The sequence below is a fragment of the Candidatus Uabimicrobium amorphum genome, assembly GCF_009002475.1.
Taxonomy (GTDB): domain Bacteria; phylum Planctomycetota; class Uabimicrobiia; order Uabimicrobiales; family Uabimicrobiaceae; genus Uabimicrobium; species Uabimicrobium amorphum.
Genome location: NZ_AP019860.1, coordinates 6,978,822 through 7,000,095, shown reverse-complemented (window position 1 = coordinate 7,000,095; position 21,274 = coordinate 6,978,822). Strand labels below are relative to the sequence as shown.

Below are 21,274 nucleotides of genomic sequence, written 5' to 3'. Positions count from 1 at the left end.
GCATGGAAAACAAGTTTATTTAACAAATTTTTACATTGTTTGGTTTTTGTTTACTATTTAGAATATCCTTCACTGCAATGATTTCAACAACCAACTATAAATCTATTTCTTTCTAGCAGGTAAAGTCGCGTACTGTGTTGTACTCGATAATCTTTTGACAAGGTGATTATTCATGGATGAAGAAAAATTTAAATCACAGTGGAAAAAATTACTACATGACAGTGAAGATGTCAGGGGCACATATAAACCTCGCGAAACGTTTTCTGGCAAAGCAACGATAGTTCAGAGCGATCCAACACAAACATACTCCGATCACAAGACACAAGTACAGAACGCTGATGTCGAAAAAATACAAACCAAAAGCAAAATCAACACTGCGCAAAATCCGTCCGCTGATTATGTCGATTTGACAGAAATCAATCGCGGTGGCATGGGAATTATCTACCAGGCGAAGCAGACAAAACTAAAGCGCGACATCGCCATCAAGAAAATGCTGTCAACAAAAGAGAAAGAAAAATTCTTGGCGGAATCTCTGGTAAACGCTTATCTAGAGCATCCTAATATTGTGCCTGTACATGAAATAGACGAAAACGAACAAGGAGAAATTCTTCTTGCAATGAAGTTGGTACAAGGAACATCGTGGAAAGATCTTCTCTATCCCAAAACGCAAGAACAACAAGAAAAAGCCTCTCAATACGATCTGGAGGGGCATTTGCAAATACTTCTCAATGTCTGCAATGCAATCGCCTACGCACACAGTAAGAATATCGTCCACTGCGACCTAAAACCAGAAAATATCATGATCGGAGAGTTTGGTGAGGTGCTGGTTATGGATTGGGGAATTGCTGTTGATTTGAGTGAGCAACACAGTAAAGAAGAAACACGTACACTTAGAAATACCGAAATACAGCATCCGATGGGAACACCTTGCTATGTATCTCCCGAATTAGCAGAAGGTAGAGGAAAAGATATTTCGTACGCTACGGATGTATATCTTTTAGGCGGGATTTTGTATGAAATTCTTCACCGCAGACCGCCACACCAAGGAAACTCGATTTGGCAAGTTTTGCTTGCGGCAAGAGAGGGTAATATTCCACCTTTTGAAAAAGAAATACCAGATGAACTACAAGTTATTTGTACAAAAGCCTTACAAGGAAGCATTATTGAGCGCCATCAAAAAATAATTGAATTTCAAAAAGAGATCCAGGACTACTTGATACACCATGAGAGCATTCTCATCACCAAAAAATCGCAAGAAATACTTACGCAATGTCAAAACAGTCTCGAAAATAAAGAAAAAAGTACGCATGAGTTATACGAACAATTCGCATCAGCAATCTCTGGTTTTCAACAAGCTATTGAACTGTGGCATGAAAATGAGAAAGCGCGTTTGGGGCAAAGAGAAACAAGGCTAAGTTATGCACGACTGGCTTTGGAAAATGATGATTTAGGACTGGCGCAAAATCAAGTGGAAAAAATAGAGGTCGATACAGCTGCAAATGAACTAACAATGGAAATACAGAAAAAACAACAAGCGAAATTAGAAGAGCAACAGAGAATGATGCAGCTACAAAAAGACCTGGATAAAGAACGCGATGATGCGTTTTTGAATTTAGCTTATATTCATCATGAAAAGGCAGTTGCTATTGATAAAAAATTGGAAAAAATGGACGGGGAACAGGAATTTTGGGAAGTAGATGATTTGCACCGGCAGTGTGGTGCTTATGCGTGCCGAACAATTGAGTTTTTGAATAAAATCATACAGCAGGATAACTACCAAGACGAAATTGAACACCTAAAGAGTGAAAGTAAGGTTTTTATTTGGTCATCCTTAGTGAGGTTTGACTCGCCGTTGCAATGGGAATCTTGTGCCTTTGGCCATGATGAAAAAATTGATAATATCACTATAAGTCACGATAATGAACTCATTGCCTCTACGGCTGGTTTAGAAATGCGTATATGGGAAATTGATACTGGAAAGCAAATTGCTTTTTTTGATCATCCCGCTGCTACTAGCAATTTAGCCTTTAGTAAAGATAACAAAAAGATTATTTGTGTTTTGGAAAATAGGGATATCATTTACAGTGATTTGAAGACAAGAGTTCAACATAAGTCTACATGGATTTATCCTGAGCTGCAAGCAGATGCGGGAGGCTTTGAAAACATTATTTTGAGTAAATACGGTAGTTTTGTCATATCCTATGAAACTTCGAAGGGAGGTAGATTGTTAGTTTTAGATACAAAAACAGATAAAACTATTTATAAAACAACCACAACATTCTGTTCTTCTGCTGGTTTTAGTTCCGATGAAAAAATGTTTTTCTTCGGTAATTCCATCGTAAATCTAGAAACGAGAACTGAAATAAATGCCCGTATACCTGCTTTCGCGACGACTTTCTCTCCAAGCAATCAGTATATAATTGGTTGTGCTCCAGACAGGGGTAAAATTTATTTATATGATATAAAGAATTCAGAAATGCGAACAGTGGCAACTATACCACGGGCATGTCTCGTGGAGTGCTACAGCGAAAACAAAATTATCGTTTATACTCATGGGGAAAAGCAATATTTGTATCTTGTAGACATCACACAAAATAAAATTTTATTGGAATTAGAAATTCCAAAGGATAAGAAGATCAAAAAACGTTGGTGTTTAAATACCAATGAGGGATACATCGCCACCATTTCTAAAAATAATAGAACAATAAATTTTCGATGTTTAGACTCAAGTAAGCAAATAGTAAAAAATTATGGTCACGATGTTCTAGAAAATATAGTATTCGACCATGTGACAAATAGAGTTATAACAAAATCTTCGGATAAATTCATTTACTGGGATAAGAGTACAGGTCGCAAATTGTACCTTGAACAAAAACCAAAAGAAAGTTCTGTAGATTCGCCATGCAAACGAGGTATTGGTAAACAAGTTGTACTTGATTTAAATAAAAGCAAAGATCAAATTCGTTTTCTGAAAATCGAAAAAAAATATAAAAAATTTCCTATCATAGATCACAACAGTGAAATAGCACAAGTTACATATAGTCGCCAACACAACGAATTGGTTTCAGCATCAAAAGATGGAATGATCAGATTTTGGGATCTCAGAGAAAAGTTCGTCGACATTAGTTTCAGTAAAAAAACTTATAAAATGGATGATGTATCTAAAAATCATAACGTCACCTATAAAAATGTAAAACCAAGCTATGGAGATCCATACATTAAAATTCACAATAAAATTTCTCAAAATGGGATGGATCTACATAGCTCGTTGAAAGTATTGTTAGTCGAGTTTAGTTGTTTTGAAAACATTTTTGCCGCGGTATATGAGGATGGCACTATCCGAATTTGGGATAGTTTAAAAACACGACGTATACGAGATAGAGACGTACGTTTTATCAATAAAAATAATCAAAAAACTTCATCTTTGTCTTTTGATGTTGATGGTAATGCCCCATTAGATATTGGAGAGTGTTTCGAATATGAAGAGCGCTGTATTGGTAAAAGTGATCAAAAAATTTCATCCTTATCTTTTAACCAAGATGCCACAAAGCTTATTGCAACTACAGGTAATAGAATCTCAGTTTACGATCTCGTCGATGGAAAAGATTTTTCCATTGACGAAAACGTCAATATACAATGTGCCATTTTCGGCTACCAAGATCGAATCATAATATCCGCCTCCAATGATAAAAAAGTAAAGGTATGGGACACTTTTTCGCGAAAGCATCTACTCACCTTAGACAGTTTCAAGGAGAATATAATAGAGATGCGCTTTAGTTCTAAAGAAAAGGTATTGGCTTGTATTGGAAATACAAGTTCGAGTCTATGGCGAATTAACCTGGACAAACTAGATATTGCATTAAAATGGCGACCTTTTAATCGAAAAGCTTATATTGTAGACGATAGTTATTTTTTTAATGAAATTTTAGAAAAGTATCCCGCGGAACTGCGAGAGCAGATTTTTAAACAAGATATCGAAATCAATACATCGATACACGCTAATCGCTACTTATGGGATTACTTCGAAGGGGAAAATGTTGAAAATCCTTTTGCTACCAATAAGCGGGATGGTAATTATCTAGAAAAAGCTATTAGTGATGAAATGGAACTCCATCACAAAAATCCCGAGCTTTACTACTGTAGGGGTTCTTTTTACAATAATAAAAAGAAATACGACCTCGCGGCGCAAGATTTTAGCAAAGCCATACAGTTTGGTTTGGATAATTATTTGATATATACAAAACGGGGAGTTGTTTATTACAATCTACATCAATACGATCTAGCGTTACAAGATTTTGACCGTGCACTACGATTAAAACCAAATAACCCTCAAATCTACCTATACAGAGCCAAAATTCATTTTCAAAAAAACTATGATTCCGCTTTAAAAAATTTCAATACACTTGTATATTTAGCTCCTAGTTCTGAGACTTATTACTACAGGGGGTTTTTCTATAAGACGCATGGCAAACTTGACCGAGCAAAACGGGATTTTATAAGAGCAATGAAAATGGAGGAGACCGTGACCGACACCAAACAGACTTTTCTACCGCCAAAAACCCTTCTTCGAGATATACAAGACTTTACAATTCAATGTTATCGAAAGTCAAAAATCTACGTCATCATAGATGAAAAATCAAGTGACATGAAAAAAATAAATAAACCGAAATTAACCTGTGGAAAAGATCCCCTTTGTGACTTCTCTATCCCTCATGATAATTCGATTTCAGAAAAGCACTGTCTTTTGAAAATAACAAATTCGGGGGTTGAGATTGTAGATTTACAAAGTCGTCATGGAACTTTTGTAAACGGCATGCGCGAAACAAAACGCCTTATTGTCGCTAACGATGTAATATGTATAGGTAACACCTTATTTCAAATGAGATGATTCTATTCCTAACACAGGGATTGAATAGACTCTTTATCTAAATTAAACGATGTGCTGTAAAATTCATTAGAGAAAGATTTTCCATTATCGAGTACTCGGTAGTTTGATTTTAAGGATTTGGTACTACCTTATGAACCTACAAAATTATAAAACCTGCGTCGTATTGAAAAGAGAGGAATTGTACTCTGCACAATTCCTACGTAGGTAACAAACATAATTTTGTAGGAGAAATAGCATGGCAAAAATTTTATACATCATCACTATTTTTTGTGTGGGATGTTCCACTGTTGCGATAAGGCCACTAAAAACGCAAACCAAAACATCACTCGTTTTAAACGATGAAGCTCTGATTATTCCCCCTCAAGAGTCGATAACTATGAACGCGGGCCTCCCTCCAAGAGAAACAATTATTGATTCTCCTTTACCGTCGTGGTCGACAATAAGTGAGATAAGACTTCCGGCAAAGACAAATATGACTCAGGTACGCGTAGGAGAAGACCAGTACCTCACTCTGAAATCTACGCGAGTGATGGTTTCTATAGAAGGAATGCGTGCGCGTACAATTGTTGACCACTTGTTTTTCAATCCACACAAGCGCGTTGTCGAAGGAGAATTTTTCTATACGCTACCAAGCCACAGTAGCATTTGCTATTTTGCCTTTTATCCTGAAGGTATCAAGCAAAATGTCACCATGGGAGATAAGAGAGTTTCTCTTCCTGCTTTACCGTTGGCAACTGCGATGTATGGCAAATCGGTGGAGAAGTATTTTGAGGAGGAGCCGAGTCGTTTTGGAAGTGGAAAGATCGCCTACGCCGTTCCTAAAGAGAAAGCGCGTTATGCATACGAGGAAACAGTGCGGCGTCAGGTAGACCCTGCTCTCGTGGAGTGGGTAGCGAGCAATACATTTCGCGCCAGAGTTTTTCCCATACAACGACAAAGTTACCATCGTATTGTAATCGCTTATGAAGAAACGTTGCCTGTTGTTGACAATGTGGCCAAATATCGTTTTGCATTAAACGACACGCAAACAGACTTTTTGCTCGTTAGCGACAAATCGTATGTGCAAGATTCTATGTCAAATATCGAAAAAGTAGAAGACCCACGCAGCAATTTTGTTTCTTATCATTTCGCTAGTGGTTCACAAACCATTGACGAAGTCATCTTTTCTGGGACGCTAAAAAAGAAGTTTATTGTTGGCAAAGACCAAGAAACCACTTACTTTTATGGAAGCATTTCTCCTCAATTTCCGTTGTCATACGCTCCGCGGAGCAGCAAAGCGGTTTTTGTGGTGGACACTTCTCTGAGTCAAGAGTCGTCATTGGAGCAATGCATATCTCTTGTGGACAAAATTCTGGCCAAAAGCCCCGAAATCAAGCATTTCAATGTATTGTTTTTTGATATTGCTTGTGGATGGTTACAACCTGGGTGGATTGAAAATCGTATCGACCAACGCTGGCGGCTACGCGAAAAAACAAATAATCTGACATGTGAAGGTGCGACGGATATTGCCAATGCTTTAACTCATATGCTGCAAACCCCGTGGCTTAACAACGAACCGAAAGTAGATGTTTTTCTTTTATGTAACGGCGAGCACAACTGGGGAGAAGTCTCGTTGGCCAAAGCTGTGGACGATTTTGTTAAAGATGCCCAATTTCATTCTGACTTTTTTTGCTATGATTTTGGTGCGGCAGAAAATCGTAACGAATTGTTTGACTTCGTTGATGCATTTACCACGAGAACGTTTCGCCATTGCCGCGAAAAAGATCTTGAGAAATTGGCAGTAGCTCACCGCGAACAACCCATGTCCGTCACCGATATTTCGCTACAGGGTATTTGTGATTTCATTACGGCAAAAAACATACAAAATCTACATCATGGGCAGCAGATAATCGTTGCCGGAAAAGTGACAGGCAACTGCCCGACCATCACCATTTCAGGGTACATTGCCGGACAGCAAAGACAATTTGATTTTGTCGTCGACACAAGCAAATTGGGCAAGCTAGCACCTCGGGCTTTTGGGGAACTCGCCGTCCAAAAAATGGAAGAGTTGGATGAACCTGCTTTGTATAGCACAATTACTTCTTTCTGTCGTTATTTTTCTATTGCAGGCAAAACTTGCTCACTGTTGATGCTCGAATCGCAGCAAGACTACGACAGATTTGACATTGATTTAAGTAAAGATGGACAGTCTGTTCAAGAAACGCAAGTGGCAAAACAAATAACAACCATAGAGAAGCGTTCTGTACAAAACAAAGAGTCATCAAAATCTAAAGTTACAAGTATCTACCAAACACTGCTTAAACATGGTTACCTAAAACCACATAACAAAGTAAAAGAAATCTTGGATATTTTGACCGAAGAAGATTTTGCTATTGTTAGAGAAAAAATGGTGCATCACATTTACTCAGGCAAGGCCAACGAAAAAGATTACTTAAAACGTGCTCAACAATACCTCGAGGTGAACGATGATATGAGTGGTTATCTGCGCATACTCAGTTCCGTTGTGGAACAAAATCCGCATCGGAAAACATACAACAATATAGGGCATCTACTACTCAAAAAAAACATGCTGCCTCAGGCGATTTTTTTATTCCTCCGCTCCTGTGAGAAATATCCTATCGACAGAGAAATGTACCTAGACTTGGCAAGAAGTTACCGCGATCTTAAAAAATATGGCGTTGCAGCACTGTATTATCAAATAGCCTTAGAACAACAGCATTGGTGGGAAAAAACAATACAACCTGAATACTGCAAGATGCTTCAGGATGTCCTTTTCGATGAGGATATTGACGTAAAACGCCGCGCATTTTTCCAGGTTAAGGTGCATGCTTTGAAAAACAACGTGGAAAATGAAGGATATGCGTATTAATTGGAGTAAAACAATAAGCAAATCATAGAGGTTGCATAGAGACGGTAAGTATTACGAACTGTTCTCTAACCCTCTTTGGTTCGTATAAAACCACAGAGGTCACAGAGAAAAAATTATAAAATCGAGTAAAATTTAGGAAATATATTATAGTTGATACGACGCTCTTTTTTCTTTGCGTACAGATCTTGGCTATAGGGAATGAAGTCTTAAGGAGTTATTGAAATGTAAAATTGACTTCGCAATTTGGAGTCTGTAGGATTTGAACTTACGACCTAAAGCTTATCAGGCGTTCGCTCTAACCGGGCTTAGCTACGGATCCTGTTTTATTCCAGTTTTACTTTTTTCTTTAGACAATGCAAGCGCGTATCTACTGTCCGCAAAGATAGAAATAAGACGTATCATTTCTATTGATTGATGATACGTCTTTGAAATAGCTTGCTCAATTGTCCAAATAACAGAATCAATGGTTGAATTTATTTATCTGTTGTTTTGAGTGCGCCTTACGGCGCAACTCGTTGATTATATTACTTTACTTTGTAATATATGATATAGTTCGCACCGTCTTCGGTATAGTGTAGCTCAAGCGGATCTTCCATACCTTTTGCCGAATCTCTAACAATTTGAGATCCTAAGCAATCATCGTCATCCCAAGGACCAGAGTCTTCATCGTACAGCTCAACCGTTATGGACTTTGAAAACTTGATGGGTGCTATATTTATACTACGTTGTTGCCCATTGTTCATTTTTCTTTGCCATACTGTATTTCCATTGATCACAATATATGCATCATCTGCACCGGTAAAGTCTTCTGTTTCAATACATTTAATCGAAACCAAATGTAGCTCTTCTGAAAAAATACATGTGCTCATTACCAGTACAGCAAAAACCAACAATTTTGGTAGGTATTTCATTTGGAGCTCCTAAAAAACACATTTGAAAGTTTTCATCTAGTAGAAAAATGAAATATTCCAATATTGAATTAAAAAACAGCAAAAGAAACTTGTGTTCGTTTTCCATCAATACGACGAACAAATTCATTTGGCCTAATTTTTTGTAAAATTTTTGATATGATTGAAGAAGTTAGAGTTTTAATTGCTGTTTGATAGCGTTGCTATAGGTGTGATTTTTTACTTTTCTCGAGAAAGAATGCAAACTTTCACAGTACAAACGAGTAAAAGAGTTGGTTATCTTAAAATACAAAAGTGAAAATGATGGTTAACATTCGTTGAAAAAAGAACATGTTTAATATTGGCTAAATTTGAAATTTCGCGATAAACTTGTTATCGTATTTTAATTTCTTTAAGCAGTTTATTGATTAGATTTCTCATAATGTTCAGAGATGTATACAATGATTTATAAAGATTTTCCACTACAGATGATTTTGACAACTATAAATTTATCTCTTTCCTGTAGGTAAAACGACGACGTATTGTCACTCAATAATTTTTTGAAAACGGTAATTATTTATGGACGAAGTAAAGTTTAAATCACAGTGGAAAAAGCTGTTATGTGACAGTGAAGATGTCAGAGGCACATATAAACCTCGTGAAACGTTTTCCGGTAAAGCCACCATAGTTCACAACGCCCCATCAGTACAAACATACTCTGATCACAAAACACAAGCAAAAAGTGCTCATGTAGAAAAAATACAAACCAAAAGTAAGATAAATATTCCAAAAAATACCAACCCTGATTATGTCGATTTGACAGAAATCAATCGCGGTGGCATGGGAATTATCTACCAAGCAAAGCAGACAAAGCTAAAACGTGATATTGCAATCAAGAAGGTAATATCTGCCAAAGAGAAACAAAAATTCTTAGCCGAGTCTTTAGTCAACGCTTATCTCGAGCATCCCAATATCGTACCTGTACACGAAATAGACGAAAACGAACAGGGAGAAATTCTTCTCGCGATGAAGTTAGTGCAAGGAACTTCATGGAAAGATCTTCTCTATCCCAAAACACAAGAGCAACAAGAAAAAGCGTCACAATACAATATAGAAGGGCATCTACAAATACTTCTCAACGTCTGCAATGCGATTGCCTATGCGCATAGTAAGAATATCGTCCACTGCGACCTAAAACCAGAGAACGTCATGATCGGAGAGTTTGGCGAGGTGCTGGTCATGGACTGGGGAATTGCTGTCGATTTGAGTACGCAAGATGAAAGCAAAGAAACGCGTACATTTAGAAATACCGAAATACAACACCCGATGGGAACACCTTGTTATGTGTCTCCAGAATTAGCAGAGGGTAGAGGAAAAGACATTTCGTGCGCTACAGATGTATATCTCTTGGGTGGGATTTTGTACGAAATCCTCCATCGAAGACCACCACATCAAGGAAACTCTATTTGGCAAGTTTTGCTTGCGGCAAGAGAGAGTCGTGTTCCGCCTTTTGATGATAGTGTATCTAGTGAGTTAAAATCGGTTTGTGTGAAGGCTTTGCAGGGAGAAATAGAAAAGCGTTATCAGAGTGTCCGCGATTTCAGCAGTGCAATCCAAGGCTACCTTCAACATAGAGAAAGCCTCATTATTTCAGATGAATCCCGCCGCATATTGGAAAAATGTCAGCAAACAATAAGAGACAACACCAACAAAAAGACAATGAAAAATAGCGAGCTGTATGCTAACTTTGCCGAAGCAATCTCTGGTTTTCAGCAAGCGATTAAGTTGTGGGCAGAAAATAAAGAGGCAATAAACTATCATCAACAAGCCGTTTGGTCTTACGGACAACTGGCTCTTTCTAACGATGATATTGTGTTGGCAAAAGCACAAGCAAAAGAACTTGAATATGGATACCCGTTTGAACAACAGATTGCAAAAAAAGAACAACAAAAGAATCGCACTGAAAAACGATACAAGTTGTTTAAGCAAGGGCTTGTTGCCTCGGTAATTGTCATCATTTTTGTTTTATCTATAGGTCTCTACAGAATTGATCAAGAGCGTAGAAAAACAGAACTCAACCTATGGAAAATTCAATTATTATCTACAACAGTAGATAATGAGGCTCGCAAACAAGCTATTACTAAAATTAAAAAATTTGATGCGAATGTCAACGATACTTTTTTGTCATACCTTCAGAGTGGTTACGAGAATGATGATGCGATTAGAAAAAGAATACTCGATTTTTTTAATGACGTAAAGTTCAAAAAACTTATGCAATTGACCCTAAGAGAGAATAATAAAAGCGCCCAAACACTAGCCCTGACCGATCTACAAAAAATAGAACGAAATGATTTCCGCAGTGTGCACGAGGAACTGAGCCGTCATCCTAATAAATATTTTGCACTACTTTACCATTTGGTAGCAAATAATAAAGATGAATATATCGTAAATGCCTGCGCAAAAATAATCATGCGTATGCGTACAAAGGAACTATTCATAACTAAGTTTTTTCCTTCCATAAAACAACTGAACTCTTTCTCAAAAAGAGAAGGCATTGCGATTATTTCGACACAACAAAATTACTCTCTTATCAAAGTCTTGCTTAGCTTGCTACAAAGTAAAGATGAATCTGTAAAAAAATATGCTATTGAGGTATTGCAAAATATCGACGAAAAAGAGTATCCGACAATACAACCCCTCATTCATCTACTAAAAGATAATAATAAGTTTGCAGAACGATTTGTTGTGGAAGCTTTAACGAATTTGAACAAAAAAGAATACCCTTCTGTACAATCACTCATTGCCCTCACAAAAAATGAAGATGTATCTGCCAGAAGGTTTGCCGTACAAGTATTGGAAAACTTAGAAGAAAGAGCGTATCCCGCATTAGAACCGCTCATTCACTTACTAAAAGATCAAGATGTCCTCATTAGACAATCGGCCGCGGGAGCTTTAGCAAACTTTGGTGAAAGATCACATCCGGCAATACAATCTCTTATTTCTCTACTACAAGATAAGAACAGTAATGTGAGAAGATCTGCAGTCAAAGCTTTGGGGAATATTGGTGAAAAAGCACACATAGCAGCATCAAATCTGTGTTATTGCCTGTTAAAAGATAAGGATATATCGGTAAAAAGATCTGCTGCAAAAGCTTTGGGAAACATCGGTGACAAAGCCCAAACCGTAGCGGCAAAACTGAGTTATTCCTTACTAAAAGATACGGATATATTGGTTAAAAAGTTGGCTGCGGAAGCTTTGCAAAACATCGGTGGGAGAAACTCAATTCAGCGACTATTTTCTGTTTTACTAAATGAAGGCGTAGACGCGCACACTCATAACTTAGCCACGAAAGCTTTGGACAATATTAGTATAAATATAGAGCAACCGCTCGCCCCACTTATTTCTTTCTTAAAGGATACAAACCCTAAAGTCAGAGTATTTGCAGCCAAAACTCTTGGAAATATGGGAGCAAAAGCATATCTCGCAGTGTCTCCTCTTATTGCTATTTTGAAATATGAAGATGAAAATGTTAAGGAAGTTGTGTCCCAAGCTCTAAAAAGTATTGTTGGAGAGGGCTTACCACCATTGTTATCTCTTTTAGAAGATAAAGACGGAGAAGTCAGAATATTTGCAGCCAAAACTCTTGGAAATATGGGAGCAAAAGCATATCCTGCTATAGAACCCCTCATTAGCTTACTAAAAGATCAAGACAGAGATGTCAGAATATCTGCAGCAGAAGCGTTGGGAAGTATGCGAGTAAAAGCATATCCCGCTATAGAACCTCTCATTGACTTACTAAAAGATCGCAACAAAGATGTCAGAATATCTGCAACGAAAGCTTTAGGAAATATCGGTAAAAAGGCACATTCAGCAGTGCCCCCTCTGATTTCTCTCTTAAAAGATAAAAATGCACACGTCAGAAGATTTGCTGCCAAGGCGCTAGGAGATATTGGTGGAAAAGCATCCTCCGCAATACAGCCCCTCATTCACTTACTAAAAGATCAAGACAGAGATGTCAGAGTGTCTGCGACAGAAGCTTTGGGAGGTATGGGAGAAAAAGCTCATTCCGCAGTACAACCTATCATTCATTTATTAAAAGAAAATGATTACTTTATTCGAATAGCAGCAGCTAAAACCCTAGGAAATATTGGTAAAAAGGCTTATCCTGCGATAGAACCTCTCCTTCGCTTACTAAAAGATCTAAGTGCAGATAGTGCTTTTGATCTAAATAGAACATTCAAAGCTTCTCAAAATATTGGTAAAGTACGTTATCTTTTGGAAGAGAACATTGTATATGCTTTGAAAAATATTGGTGAAAAAGCAGTACCACCTCTCATTTCCTTATTAAAGAATAAAGATGAATATATCAGAAGGTTTGCAGTAAATGCTTTGGTATATATTGATATTGGAGAAAAATCAGTACAATCGCTTATGGTTCTATTAAAGGATAAAAAAAACTACATTAGAAGGTCTGTCGTCCAAGTGTTCGGAGATTTTTGGATGAAGGAAAAAATATCTCCAGTATCATTACGACATCTTGTTTCTCTCTTAAAAGACAATGATTTTATCATTAGAATGTTGGCTGCTGATGCTTTAGGGAATATGGGAGAAAAAGCATATCCTGCTATAGAACCTCTCACAACTCTATTAAAAGATCAAAATCAAGAAGTCAGAAAATCCGCAGTCAAAGCATTAGAAAATATTGGAGTAAAGGTACCTCCCCTGATACAAAAACTCATTTCTATGTTAAAAGATAAAGACAGTGATGTTAGAAAGTCGACAAAGCAAATTTTGGAAAATATCTATAAGAACGTGCATCCAGCAGTAAAACCGCTCATTACCCTTTTAAAATATGAAGATAAAAATATCAAAATATGGGCCGCCAAAACTTTGGGAAATCAAGGTAAAAGAGCGTATCACGCTGTGAAACCTCTCATTTCTCTTTTAGAAGATAAAAATGCGAATGTGAGATATTCCGCTGCGAAAGCTCTGGGAAATATTGGTGAAAAAGCATCTCCTGCTATAGAACCCCTTATTCATTTATTCAAGGATAAGGATTATGTTATTCGAATGTCGGCATCCAAAGCGCTAGCAAATATCGGAGAAAAGGCGGTTTCACCACTTATCTCTCTAATAAAAAATTCAAACAAAGATGAAAATATCAATAAGTTGGCAGCTAACGCTTTGGGAAATATCGGCGAAAAAGCATCTCCTGCAGTGAAAATTTTTATTCATTTATTAAAAGATCAGAACTACATTGTTCGACAATATTCGACTAAAGCTTTGGACGGCATTGTCGGAAAAAGAGTACCAGCGCTTATCTCTCTCTTAAGAGATAAAGATGGTTATGTCAAAATATTTGCGGCAAACGCTTTGGGAGATATTGGCAAAAAAGCATATCCCGCAGTTCCACGTCTAACTGCACTCCTAAAAGATAAAAATAAATATGTTAGAGTATCTACAGCCAAAACTCTAGTAAACATAAATAAAAAAGTACATCCTGCAATGAAGTCTCTGGCCACTCTATTACAAGACAATGATGAGTCTATTAGAATATCAGCGGCAAAAGCACTACGAAGTCTGGGAAAAAAAGCATCCCTCGCAGTGCCACCTCTCATCGAAGCCCTAACAGATACAAATGCTGAAGTTAGAAAGTCTGCTGCAGGCACTTTGGGAAATATTGGCAAAAAAGCATCTCCAGCGGTGCAACCTCTCGTAAATCTATTAAAAGATGCAAATGAATCCGTTAGAGTATCTGCAGCAAAAGCCCTGGAAAGAATAATGACAAAGTCATATCCAGCAGTACAACCTCTAATTCCGATCTTAAAAGATAGAAATGACTATATCAGAATGTTTGCAGCCAGAACCTTAGAAAGTATGGGTGAAAAAGCATCTCCCGCAGTACAATCTCTAATCGCGGCTCTAAAAGATACCAACGCTAATATCAGAGGCACAGCAGCTAAAGCTTTGGAGAACATTGGCGAAAAATCAATACCACACCTAATGAATCTCTTAAAAGACAAAAGGACATATTTTACGACAAGAAAACTTGCTGTAGAAGTTTTGATAAATGTGGGAGAAAAAGCATCTCCCGCAATACAGCATCTCATTGCCTTGTTGAGAGATAAAGACGAAGATGAAAAAATCAAAATATCTGCGATCAAAATCCTAGGTAGTATCGGTCAAAAAGCAGCACAACCACTTATTTCTCTCTTAAACGATGAAGATGAATATGTTAAGCGATGTGCGGTACAAGCTTTGGGATATATTCACGACCAAAAAATTTCAAATGTTTTTTTACTACTTCCGTTCTTAGAGGATAAAGATAAGGATGTTAGAATATCAGCAATGAAAGCTCTGGGAAATATCGAGGAAAAAGCATATCTAGCCGTACCACCACTTATTGCTCTTTTAAAAGATGAAGACAATGATATTAAAGGATTTGCGATACGCGCGTTAGAAAATATTTATAAAAAAGCCCATGCAAAAGTCAAACCTCTCGTTGCTCTCTTAAAAGACAATGATACATATACGAGAGGATGGGCCGCCAAAACTTTGGGGAATATGGGAGAAAAAGCGCACCGAGCAGTGAAACCTTTAATTACTCTTTTAAAGGATAAAGATGCATATGTGAGACATTCGGCAGCTAAAGCCTTGGGAAATATTGGTAAAAAAGCATACAGGGCTGCACAACCGCTTACGTTACTTTTAAAAGACAAAGATAAAACTGTTAGAGAATATGCTGCTGAAGCTCTGAGAAAAATTGGCAAGAATGAATAGCTTTTTCAATCTATTCAGAAGAGGGGATGCCACAAACTGTGTACATGGTTACTGGTGATACAGTATGAGTGTAGTTTAAATACTCAATAAAATCTTCATCTACTCGAAAGTAAAAATTTTTATTGTCGCATCTTGTTGTGATATGAAACAAACCGTTGATCATTGATATTCTGGCTGGACGCATCTTTTTTTCTCCTTGTATGTAAAATGACTAACAAAATTGCACGTTTATTTTACATACTCGTACGACAAAAAATCGTATATTGCTAAGTTGTTTAATTGTAATAACTAACTAAAATCTAAGAGCAAAATACACGGTCGTTTTCAGAGAAGCGAATGTTGTATTGTTCTAGTAATTTTTGAGCTGGTTTTGTAAAGCCTGATGTAGAAATATAAATGGCAATACAGTGTTTGAATTCGAACTCTATTTTTGCCAAAGCAAGAGCATTGACAAATTTTTCGACATCGGTGGAGTTTACCTTTTTCTTACGTTCTTTGACTTCACCGATGACCGCTATTGCTTTTCTTCCTTTTTTAAGTTTCGCAAAAATATCTATTTCGCATCCCTTGCCGCTGCTGGTACTAATATAGGCGTTTTGAACTTTTCCTTCGAGTTTATAGGCCGAAAATATGCCTTTTTTCTTCTGGATTGCGATACGTATTCGACGACGGATTGTTCCTTCTTTTTTGCGTCCTTTTACTAGATTGATTTTGCCTACGGCGGATTTTACTTTTTTGTCGAGATTTACCACACTATTTTTTATTGCCGTAATTTGCTGTTGTGTATTTTTTTCTAGTTGCTGAATGCGTTCATTCAGACCGCTAATTTCATTGATTTCTTTTTGTAATTGCTCGTCGCGATCTCCAGAAAACAGTACATCAGCATAAATATTCGCAATTGAAACAGCCAAAACCGGATCGCGAAAGCCTTCTACTCTTTCGGAGAACGGTTGGTAGTCAATCAAGTCTGCGGTACGCAGTTGCTCCATTTTTGACTTTACATCTTTGATGGCGAACTCTTTGCGCAATTCATCAAAATAAATATAGTCGTTGCTCTTGGCTATTTTGTGTAAAATCTGAATGGTTAAGCCTTTTTTTCCTTTTGGATCACCATTTAGTAGATGTGCATTGCCCAAGAAGTGTTCTTGCCAAAACTGGTAAATAGTACCGCGGCGATTCAACACCTCAAAATCGTATATTTCTTTTAACTTTGAAAAGCTAGAGAAACTTTTCTTTTTCGATTTTTCCAGATTGTATTCAGGATTTTCAGCCAAAATCGCTTTTATGTAGAATGGATTTCCCTTTGTCAAGCGAAACAGGTCTTCTTGAATGCCAGAATAGCTGTTTTTTGGCAAAAGCAACTTCATCAATTCAAAAGCTTCTTCTTTAACTAGGGGGTGAAAGTTGTATTTGATAAAGCGATTGCTAATGTAATAATCGAGAAATTCATATGCGAGCATCGAAATTTTTGAGCCACTTATGTATGTGAGAACCGAGGAGTCTATGATCACTTTCGCGATGGATCCACGACAAGAAATTAATTTATCGTTTTCGTAGATCGCCGCTTCCATTTGTTGCGCCTCATCAATAATGAGTAAGCTCTTCTTTTTAAAAATGCGTGAAAAAAAACTTACTAGATTCCATACTTCTTCCAAGCAACTTTCGCCATTTTTTTGTTCAATGCGCTTCATCAACTTTGGCCATTGTAGAGTAAGTAACTTTAGCCACGGATATTTTTTGTCACCGATATACGCGAACATTGTTTCAGCATCTTCTATCGCAATGACATTTTCATCTTTGGTGATATACGCCAATGCTTGTTGCAGAAGTGTCATGCTTATGGACACAACGATTTCATTGAGCTTTAACTTTTCGCGCTGTGGAAAGCAGAAGTAAAAAGGGATGACCTGCTTTTGTTCCCAAAAAGTGATGTTGTACATTCTCAAAAACAGCGCCGTTTTGCCTAGTTTACGCTGCCCAATAAAAGCACGATTTTTTCGGCCTTTGTGATGTGTAAGTCGTCCAATATTATCCCTAAAATCTTCAAAAATATATTTTCGTCCCACAAATTGCAAATCTTCTTCTTTTTTGGGCGACCATTTATATTGCTTGTAAAAATTAACATTCAGAGTGTCATTCATCTACATCACCTTTTATAAAAAGATTAAAAGCCGGACGACATTTTATATATGTTAAGATTTAATTGGGATATTTTCCATAAAATTTTAAATTTATTTTGCTACTTCATCTTCACACTTCCAACAAACGGCGCAGGCATATCGAAATCTATACCACAAAACTTAAAAGGTTCGGCAGTGAAATCCAAAACTGCTGCACAGTTGTATGTTGATCTAGGCATTAGTAAATCCTTATCTCGGCCATTGGTGAGTAACGACAATTACTATATCGAATCACGATTTAAAACCCTGAAATATTGTCCGAGTTTTCCAGAGACTTTTGGCTGTGTTCTAAATGCCAGAGCTTTTTGCCAAGAGTTTTTCAACTTATACAATAACCAGCATTATCACTCAGGGATCGGCTTATTACACCTGTAAATGTTTATTATGGAAATGCTAATGTTGTTCGTGAAAAACGAGAGCAAGTTCTTTTAGAGAAACTACAAATTTGTATTTACGAGAGTGGCTATTTTTTCTTATCATATTTTTCTTCATAGGATCTTGGTGGCTTTGGTTTTGATGTCTTTACCGAATTAATCATGTAAAAACTGTTGGGGAATAAGCTATGTTGTGGCGTGTATTGGAGTTTTTGTTTGTTAGCGTTTTTATTATAGCAATTGGTGTGCTTTTCGTTTCGTTGTCAGTTATGCTTGGCAAATACGAGTTGATTTCTCTGGTATTTGTCATTTTAGTTGGAGCGGCGATGCGGCCGTTGCTTTCGGAAAAACATCTGCGAATGATTGCTCGTTTTCCGATCCTTAGTGAGGCGATGGAAATTTACGATGATCTGGAGAAGTTTTATATGCGCTATCCAGTGAAGTCTATTTTTTACTATATGCTGTACCCTATTTCGGGAATGGTGAGCTTTTTATTCTCGCGTCAACGAGCGCGGGAAGAGTTAAATGCTTATTTTAGTTTAATTAAGTGGATTATGCTGCTACTCATTATAGAAGGTTTTGCGTCGTATTTTCGCGTATATCAGCATTTTGATAGTAGTTTTGTCTTCAAGTGGTTCTATCTTGAGCTATTGAGTGTGTACTTTTTGTGCAATTTTTTTGCCGTCCCTGTTGCGACGACGGCGTTGCGTATGAGTTTGGATAAAAAATCGAAGAGTTTATATGCGATTATCGTGTTGTCGTGTATCGTATTTTCAGGCTCGTTCTACTATTTTTCCGTATCAGCGAAATACGATAACCTCATTACCATTCATGTTACTCTCGATCGCAAAATTAGCGAAACACAATATCGCAGTCAACTCAAAGAAAAAACGCAAATGTTTTTGAAGCATCACTGTGAAAATATTTTGCGTCGCAATAACACAAATCTTTTCGTTCCTGATCAACAGCAATTACAAGCGCAAAAAATCAATGAGCAATACCAAGAACATCTATTGGGAATTTGTCATTTTGGTGAGAATGATACGTTTTATGTGACAACCACATCGCAGTTAAATGAGTTGTGGGGAATGGTATTTTTACCTTTTCGCGACTCTATTGTCTATATTTTTCACTACAGTAATGCCAAACTTCATGTTTATGACAACTGGGAAGATCTTTCGCCACAGCAACGCTCCGAACTGCAAAAACGTTGGCCACCGGACTTGTTCGAATTATCAAATCAAAAACAAGTACTGCGTGTTATGGTTGACTACATGCGCAACAAGATGCGCAAGCAACAAGAAAGTCAAAAAAAGAGTACATCGAAAAATATACAGCTAACGCGCGAAAATGAACAGGAAGAAAGTCAAAATGAACTTAAAGTCGACATTCGCATTGTCTACCAGCAAGCGCTGCAAAAAATTCGCGAACATGAACGTGTGATAGACGAAGAATGGACACAGATACTACAAATGCTAGAAAAAATTCTTGGTTTACCGTTTAGTAACGATCGTTCCCCGCAACATTTTCGCAAGCTGTGGAATCCACAGTGGAAATTTCCTGGTTTCGAGGATTTTGCTGCGCAAATTGCCAAGTTACACCAACAAAACTTCCGTCGCGATCTACAACGCGCATGGAAAAAATATGTAAAAAATCGCAAAAAAGCATCGGCCAAACAAAACTTCATTGAACAAAAGCAAGCACTTGTTATCCAAGCGTTATTTTTTACTCAATATCTAAAGCAATTTAAACAACAATACGGTGCGTATTGGCAAAACCGCGATATCTCTCAATTTGTAGTTTTTAGTGCGTCTCTTACTAGTTTTGACTATGCGCGGGCTGTTGGTGCGGAGTTAGTTAGTAACCATGAGGGAAAAAGTCCTGAGGTGCGCAAAAATATATACGGCTATATTTATGAGATATTTTTTACACTGCTGATGTTATTGTTTGAAGTTAGTATGCCCATTCACATTTTTTTGATTTTGTATTGTCATTTGCAAATGAATCGTTAGTAACTGAGTAAACTAGTTAGGTAAAACCACGGAAATGTGAATATGTTGCAGCTCACATTTCTGTGGTTTTATTTGCAAACTTATTTCCAACGTATAATTACGCGTCTCTTGCCTTTACAACGTTTACAGGGAATCGGAACGAAAGAAGTCACCGGCTCTGTTCCACTGCCATCGCAACGAGAACATTTGGCATAAACAGGCTTGCGCACATTTGTTCTTTTGGCTCTGTATGGATAGATTTTTTTTGCAAAATCTTTATCTTGCCATGATAAATACGAACTTCCGCCCTGTCCTCCGTGGCTTGGCGATAGATCTTCAGGAATATAGTAGCACATAATAGAATCAGCATCAAACTCTGAAGATCTAAATCTATTATGATCCTTTATTTGGCGCAAAACATTAGATTGTATTCTACTTTTGCTCCAATAATTAGGAGCATCTCTATATGCCGCGTATACTTTTTTTTCGTCCCATTCAACACCTCCTCGCGGATTTTGATGCTCGTGTTTAAAGCCTAACGCATGTCCAAACTCGTGAAGTACCTTACGACGAATCTGTTTTTCATAAGCCCCTCTATAAACGCCACCCAAATTCATTGTGGCGCTATGTTGGTTCACTTTGCGACATACAGTACCCACTTTTGACCAATTTCCACTGTCTCGATCAAATGTGATGCGAATGTCAGACTTGTAACGTCCAGAAATAAACTCAAATCGAATGTTACAGCATTCACTCCATTGTTGTGCATACTCTCGCACTTTGCTCCTTTGAAAGGAGTCACCTTCCAGAAATCTTACAACAATTGTATCGCCCGGTTGCCATAAATTGTACATGTCTGCTGTTAACCCCAAACCTTCTTTAGGTCTTTCTTTAAATGTTTGCACTCCAGTATCTGCAAGGCACATTTTTTCACGAATTTGCCGCACTTGTTGCGCGGATAGGTTTTGGTTATGAGAGCCACGTACCCAATTTCCATTGTACAACCGAAGAACCTTTTCTCCCCACTTGGGTGGCCACTTCACAAAGACACTATTTGATTTGATGTAGAGAGTCATATTACGCGAACGATCATAAAGAGTAATTGTTGTTCCCGTTCGAAAAGATTCCGTAAATTGAGCTTTAAAACGATTATTTGCATCATATTCTCGCCAAATGTTCCCAGACTTCACAAAGTAACCTTCGCCGTAACTCCACTTTTCTTCAGCACTAGTTACAATTGCAAACAAAAAAATAAATATCACAATCGCAAAGTAACGCATACTTTACCTCCAAACAAAAGCAAAA

The 21,274-nt window shown here is 37.4% G+C and carries 9 protein-coding genes; 5 read left to right on the top strand and 4 right to left on the bottom strand.

Features of this window, described 5'->3' with window-relative positions:
- The first annotated feature begins 172 nt into the window (after positions 1-172).
- Complete coding sequence (locus UABAM_RS24570; RefSeq protein WP_151970642.1) at positions 173-4,888, top strand: protein kinase domain-containing protein; 4,716 nt, start codon at positions 173-175, stop codon at positions 4,886-4,888.
- Between the two features lie 235 nt (positions 4,889-5,123).
- Positions 5,124-7,757, top strand: a complete 2,634-nt coding sequence (locus UABAM_RS24565; protein WP_151970641.1) for a VIT and vWA domain-containing protein — start codon at positions 5,124-5,126, stop codon at positions 7,755-7,757.
- 524 nt (positions 7,758-8,281) lie between these two features.
- Here UABAM_RS24565 and UABAM_RS24560 read toward each other — a convergent pair.
- Positions 8,282-8,668, bottom strand: coding sequence for a C2 domain-containing protein (locus UABAM_RS24560; protein WP_151970640.1), 387 nt, complete (start codon positions 8,666-8,668; stop codon positions 8,282-8,284).
- 555 nt (positions 8,669-9,223) lie between these two features.
- Here UABAM_RS24560 and UABAM_RS24555 point away from each other — a divergent pair.
- Positions 9,224-15,424, top strand: a complete 6,201-nt coding sequence (locus UABAM_RS24555) for a HEAT repeat domain-containing protein (protein WP_151970639.1) — start codon at positions 9,224-9,226, stop codon at positions 15,422-15,424.
- A 10-nt stretch (positions 15,425-15,434) separates the two neighbouring features.
- Here UABAM_RS24555 and UABAM_RS33815 read toward each other — a convergent pair whose 3' ends face one another.
- Together UABAM_RS33815 and UABAM_RS24550 are read right to left on the bottom strand one after the other, a co-directional pair.
- Entirely contained in the window at positions 15,435-15,608 is a 174-nt protein-coding gene (locus UABAM_RS33815) for a hypothetical protein (RefSeq protein WP_229759304.1), read from the bottom strand.
- A 115-nt stretch (positions 15,609-15,723) separates the two neighbouring features.
- Positions 15,724-17,565: a restriction endonuclease gene (locus UABAM_RS24550; RefSeq protein WP_151970638.1), complete on the bottom strand. Its 1,842-nt coding sequence runs from the start codon at positions 17,563-17,565 to the stop codon at positions 15,724-15,726.
- A 174-nt stretch (positions 17,566-17,739) separates the two neighbouring features.
- Here UABAM_RS24550 and UABAM_RS34275 point away from each other — a divergent pair, with 174 nt between their 5' ends.
- Both UABAM_RS34275 and UABAM_RS24540 read left to right on the top strand, forming a co-directional pair.
- Positions 17,740-17,979, top strand: a complete 240-nt coding sequence (locus UABAM_RS34275) for an integrase core domain-containing protein (RefSeq protein WP_390881988.1) — start codon at positions 17,740-17,742, stop codon at positions 17,977-17,979.
- Positions 17,980-18,166: 187 nt separating this feature from the next.
- The gene (locus UABAM_RS24540) at positions 18,167-19,990 is read left to right on the top strand and encodes a hypothetical protein (RefSeq protein WP_151970636.1); all 1,824 of its coding nucleotides are present in this window, start codon (positions 18,167-18,169) and stop codon (positions 19,988-19,990) included.
- A gap of 80 nt (positions 19,991-20,070) precedes the next feature.
- Here the strand turns inward: UABAM_RS24540 and UABAM_RS24535 are convergent, their stop codons facing one another.
- Positions 20,071-21,249, bottom strand: coding sequence for a M12 family metallopeptidase (locus UABAM_RS24535; RefSeq protein ID WP_151970635.1), 1,179 nt, complete (start codon positions 21,247-21,249; stop codon positions 20,071-20,073).
- Between the last annotated feature and the right edge of the window lie 25 nt (positions 21,250-21,274).

Bases quoted from the DNA above. Each gene is read 5' to 3' on its own strand.
- UABAM_RS24535 (WP_151970635.1), bottom strand. From the start codon at position 21,249: ATGCGTTACTTTGCGATTGTGATATTTATTTTTTTGTTTGCAATTGTA.
- UABAM_RS24570 (WP_151970642.1), top strand. From the start codon at position 173: ATGGATGAAGAAAAATTTAAATCACAGTGGAAAAAATTACTACATGAC.
- UABAM_RS24550 (WP_151970638.1), bottom strand. From the start codon at position 17,565: ATGAATGACACTCTGAATGTTAATTTTTACAAGCAATATAAATGGTCG.
- UABAM_RS24555 (WP_151970639.1), top strand. From the start codon at position 9,224: ATGGACGAAGTAAAGTTTAAATCACAGTGGAAAAAGCTGTTATGTGAC.
- UABAM_RS33815 (WP_229759304.1), bottom strand. From the start codon at position 15,608: ATGCGTCCAGCCAGAATATCAATGATCAACGGTTTGTTTCATATCACA.
- UABAM_RS24565 (WP_151970641.1), top strand. From the start codon at position 5,124: ATGGCAAAAATTTTATACATCATCACTATTTTTTGTGTGGGATGTTCC.
- UABAM_RS24560 (WP_151970640.1), bottom strand. From the start codon at position 8,668: ATGAAATACCTACCAAAATTGTTGGTTTTTGCTGTACTGGTAATGAGC.
- UABAM_RS24540 (WP_151970636.1), top strand. From the start codon at position 18,167: ATGTTGTGGCGTGTATTGGAGTTTTTGTTTGTTAGCGTTTTTATTATA.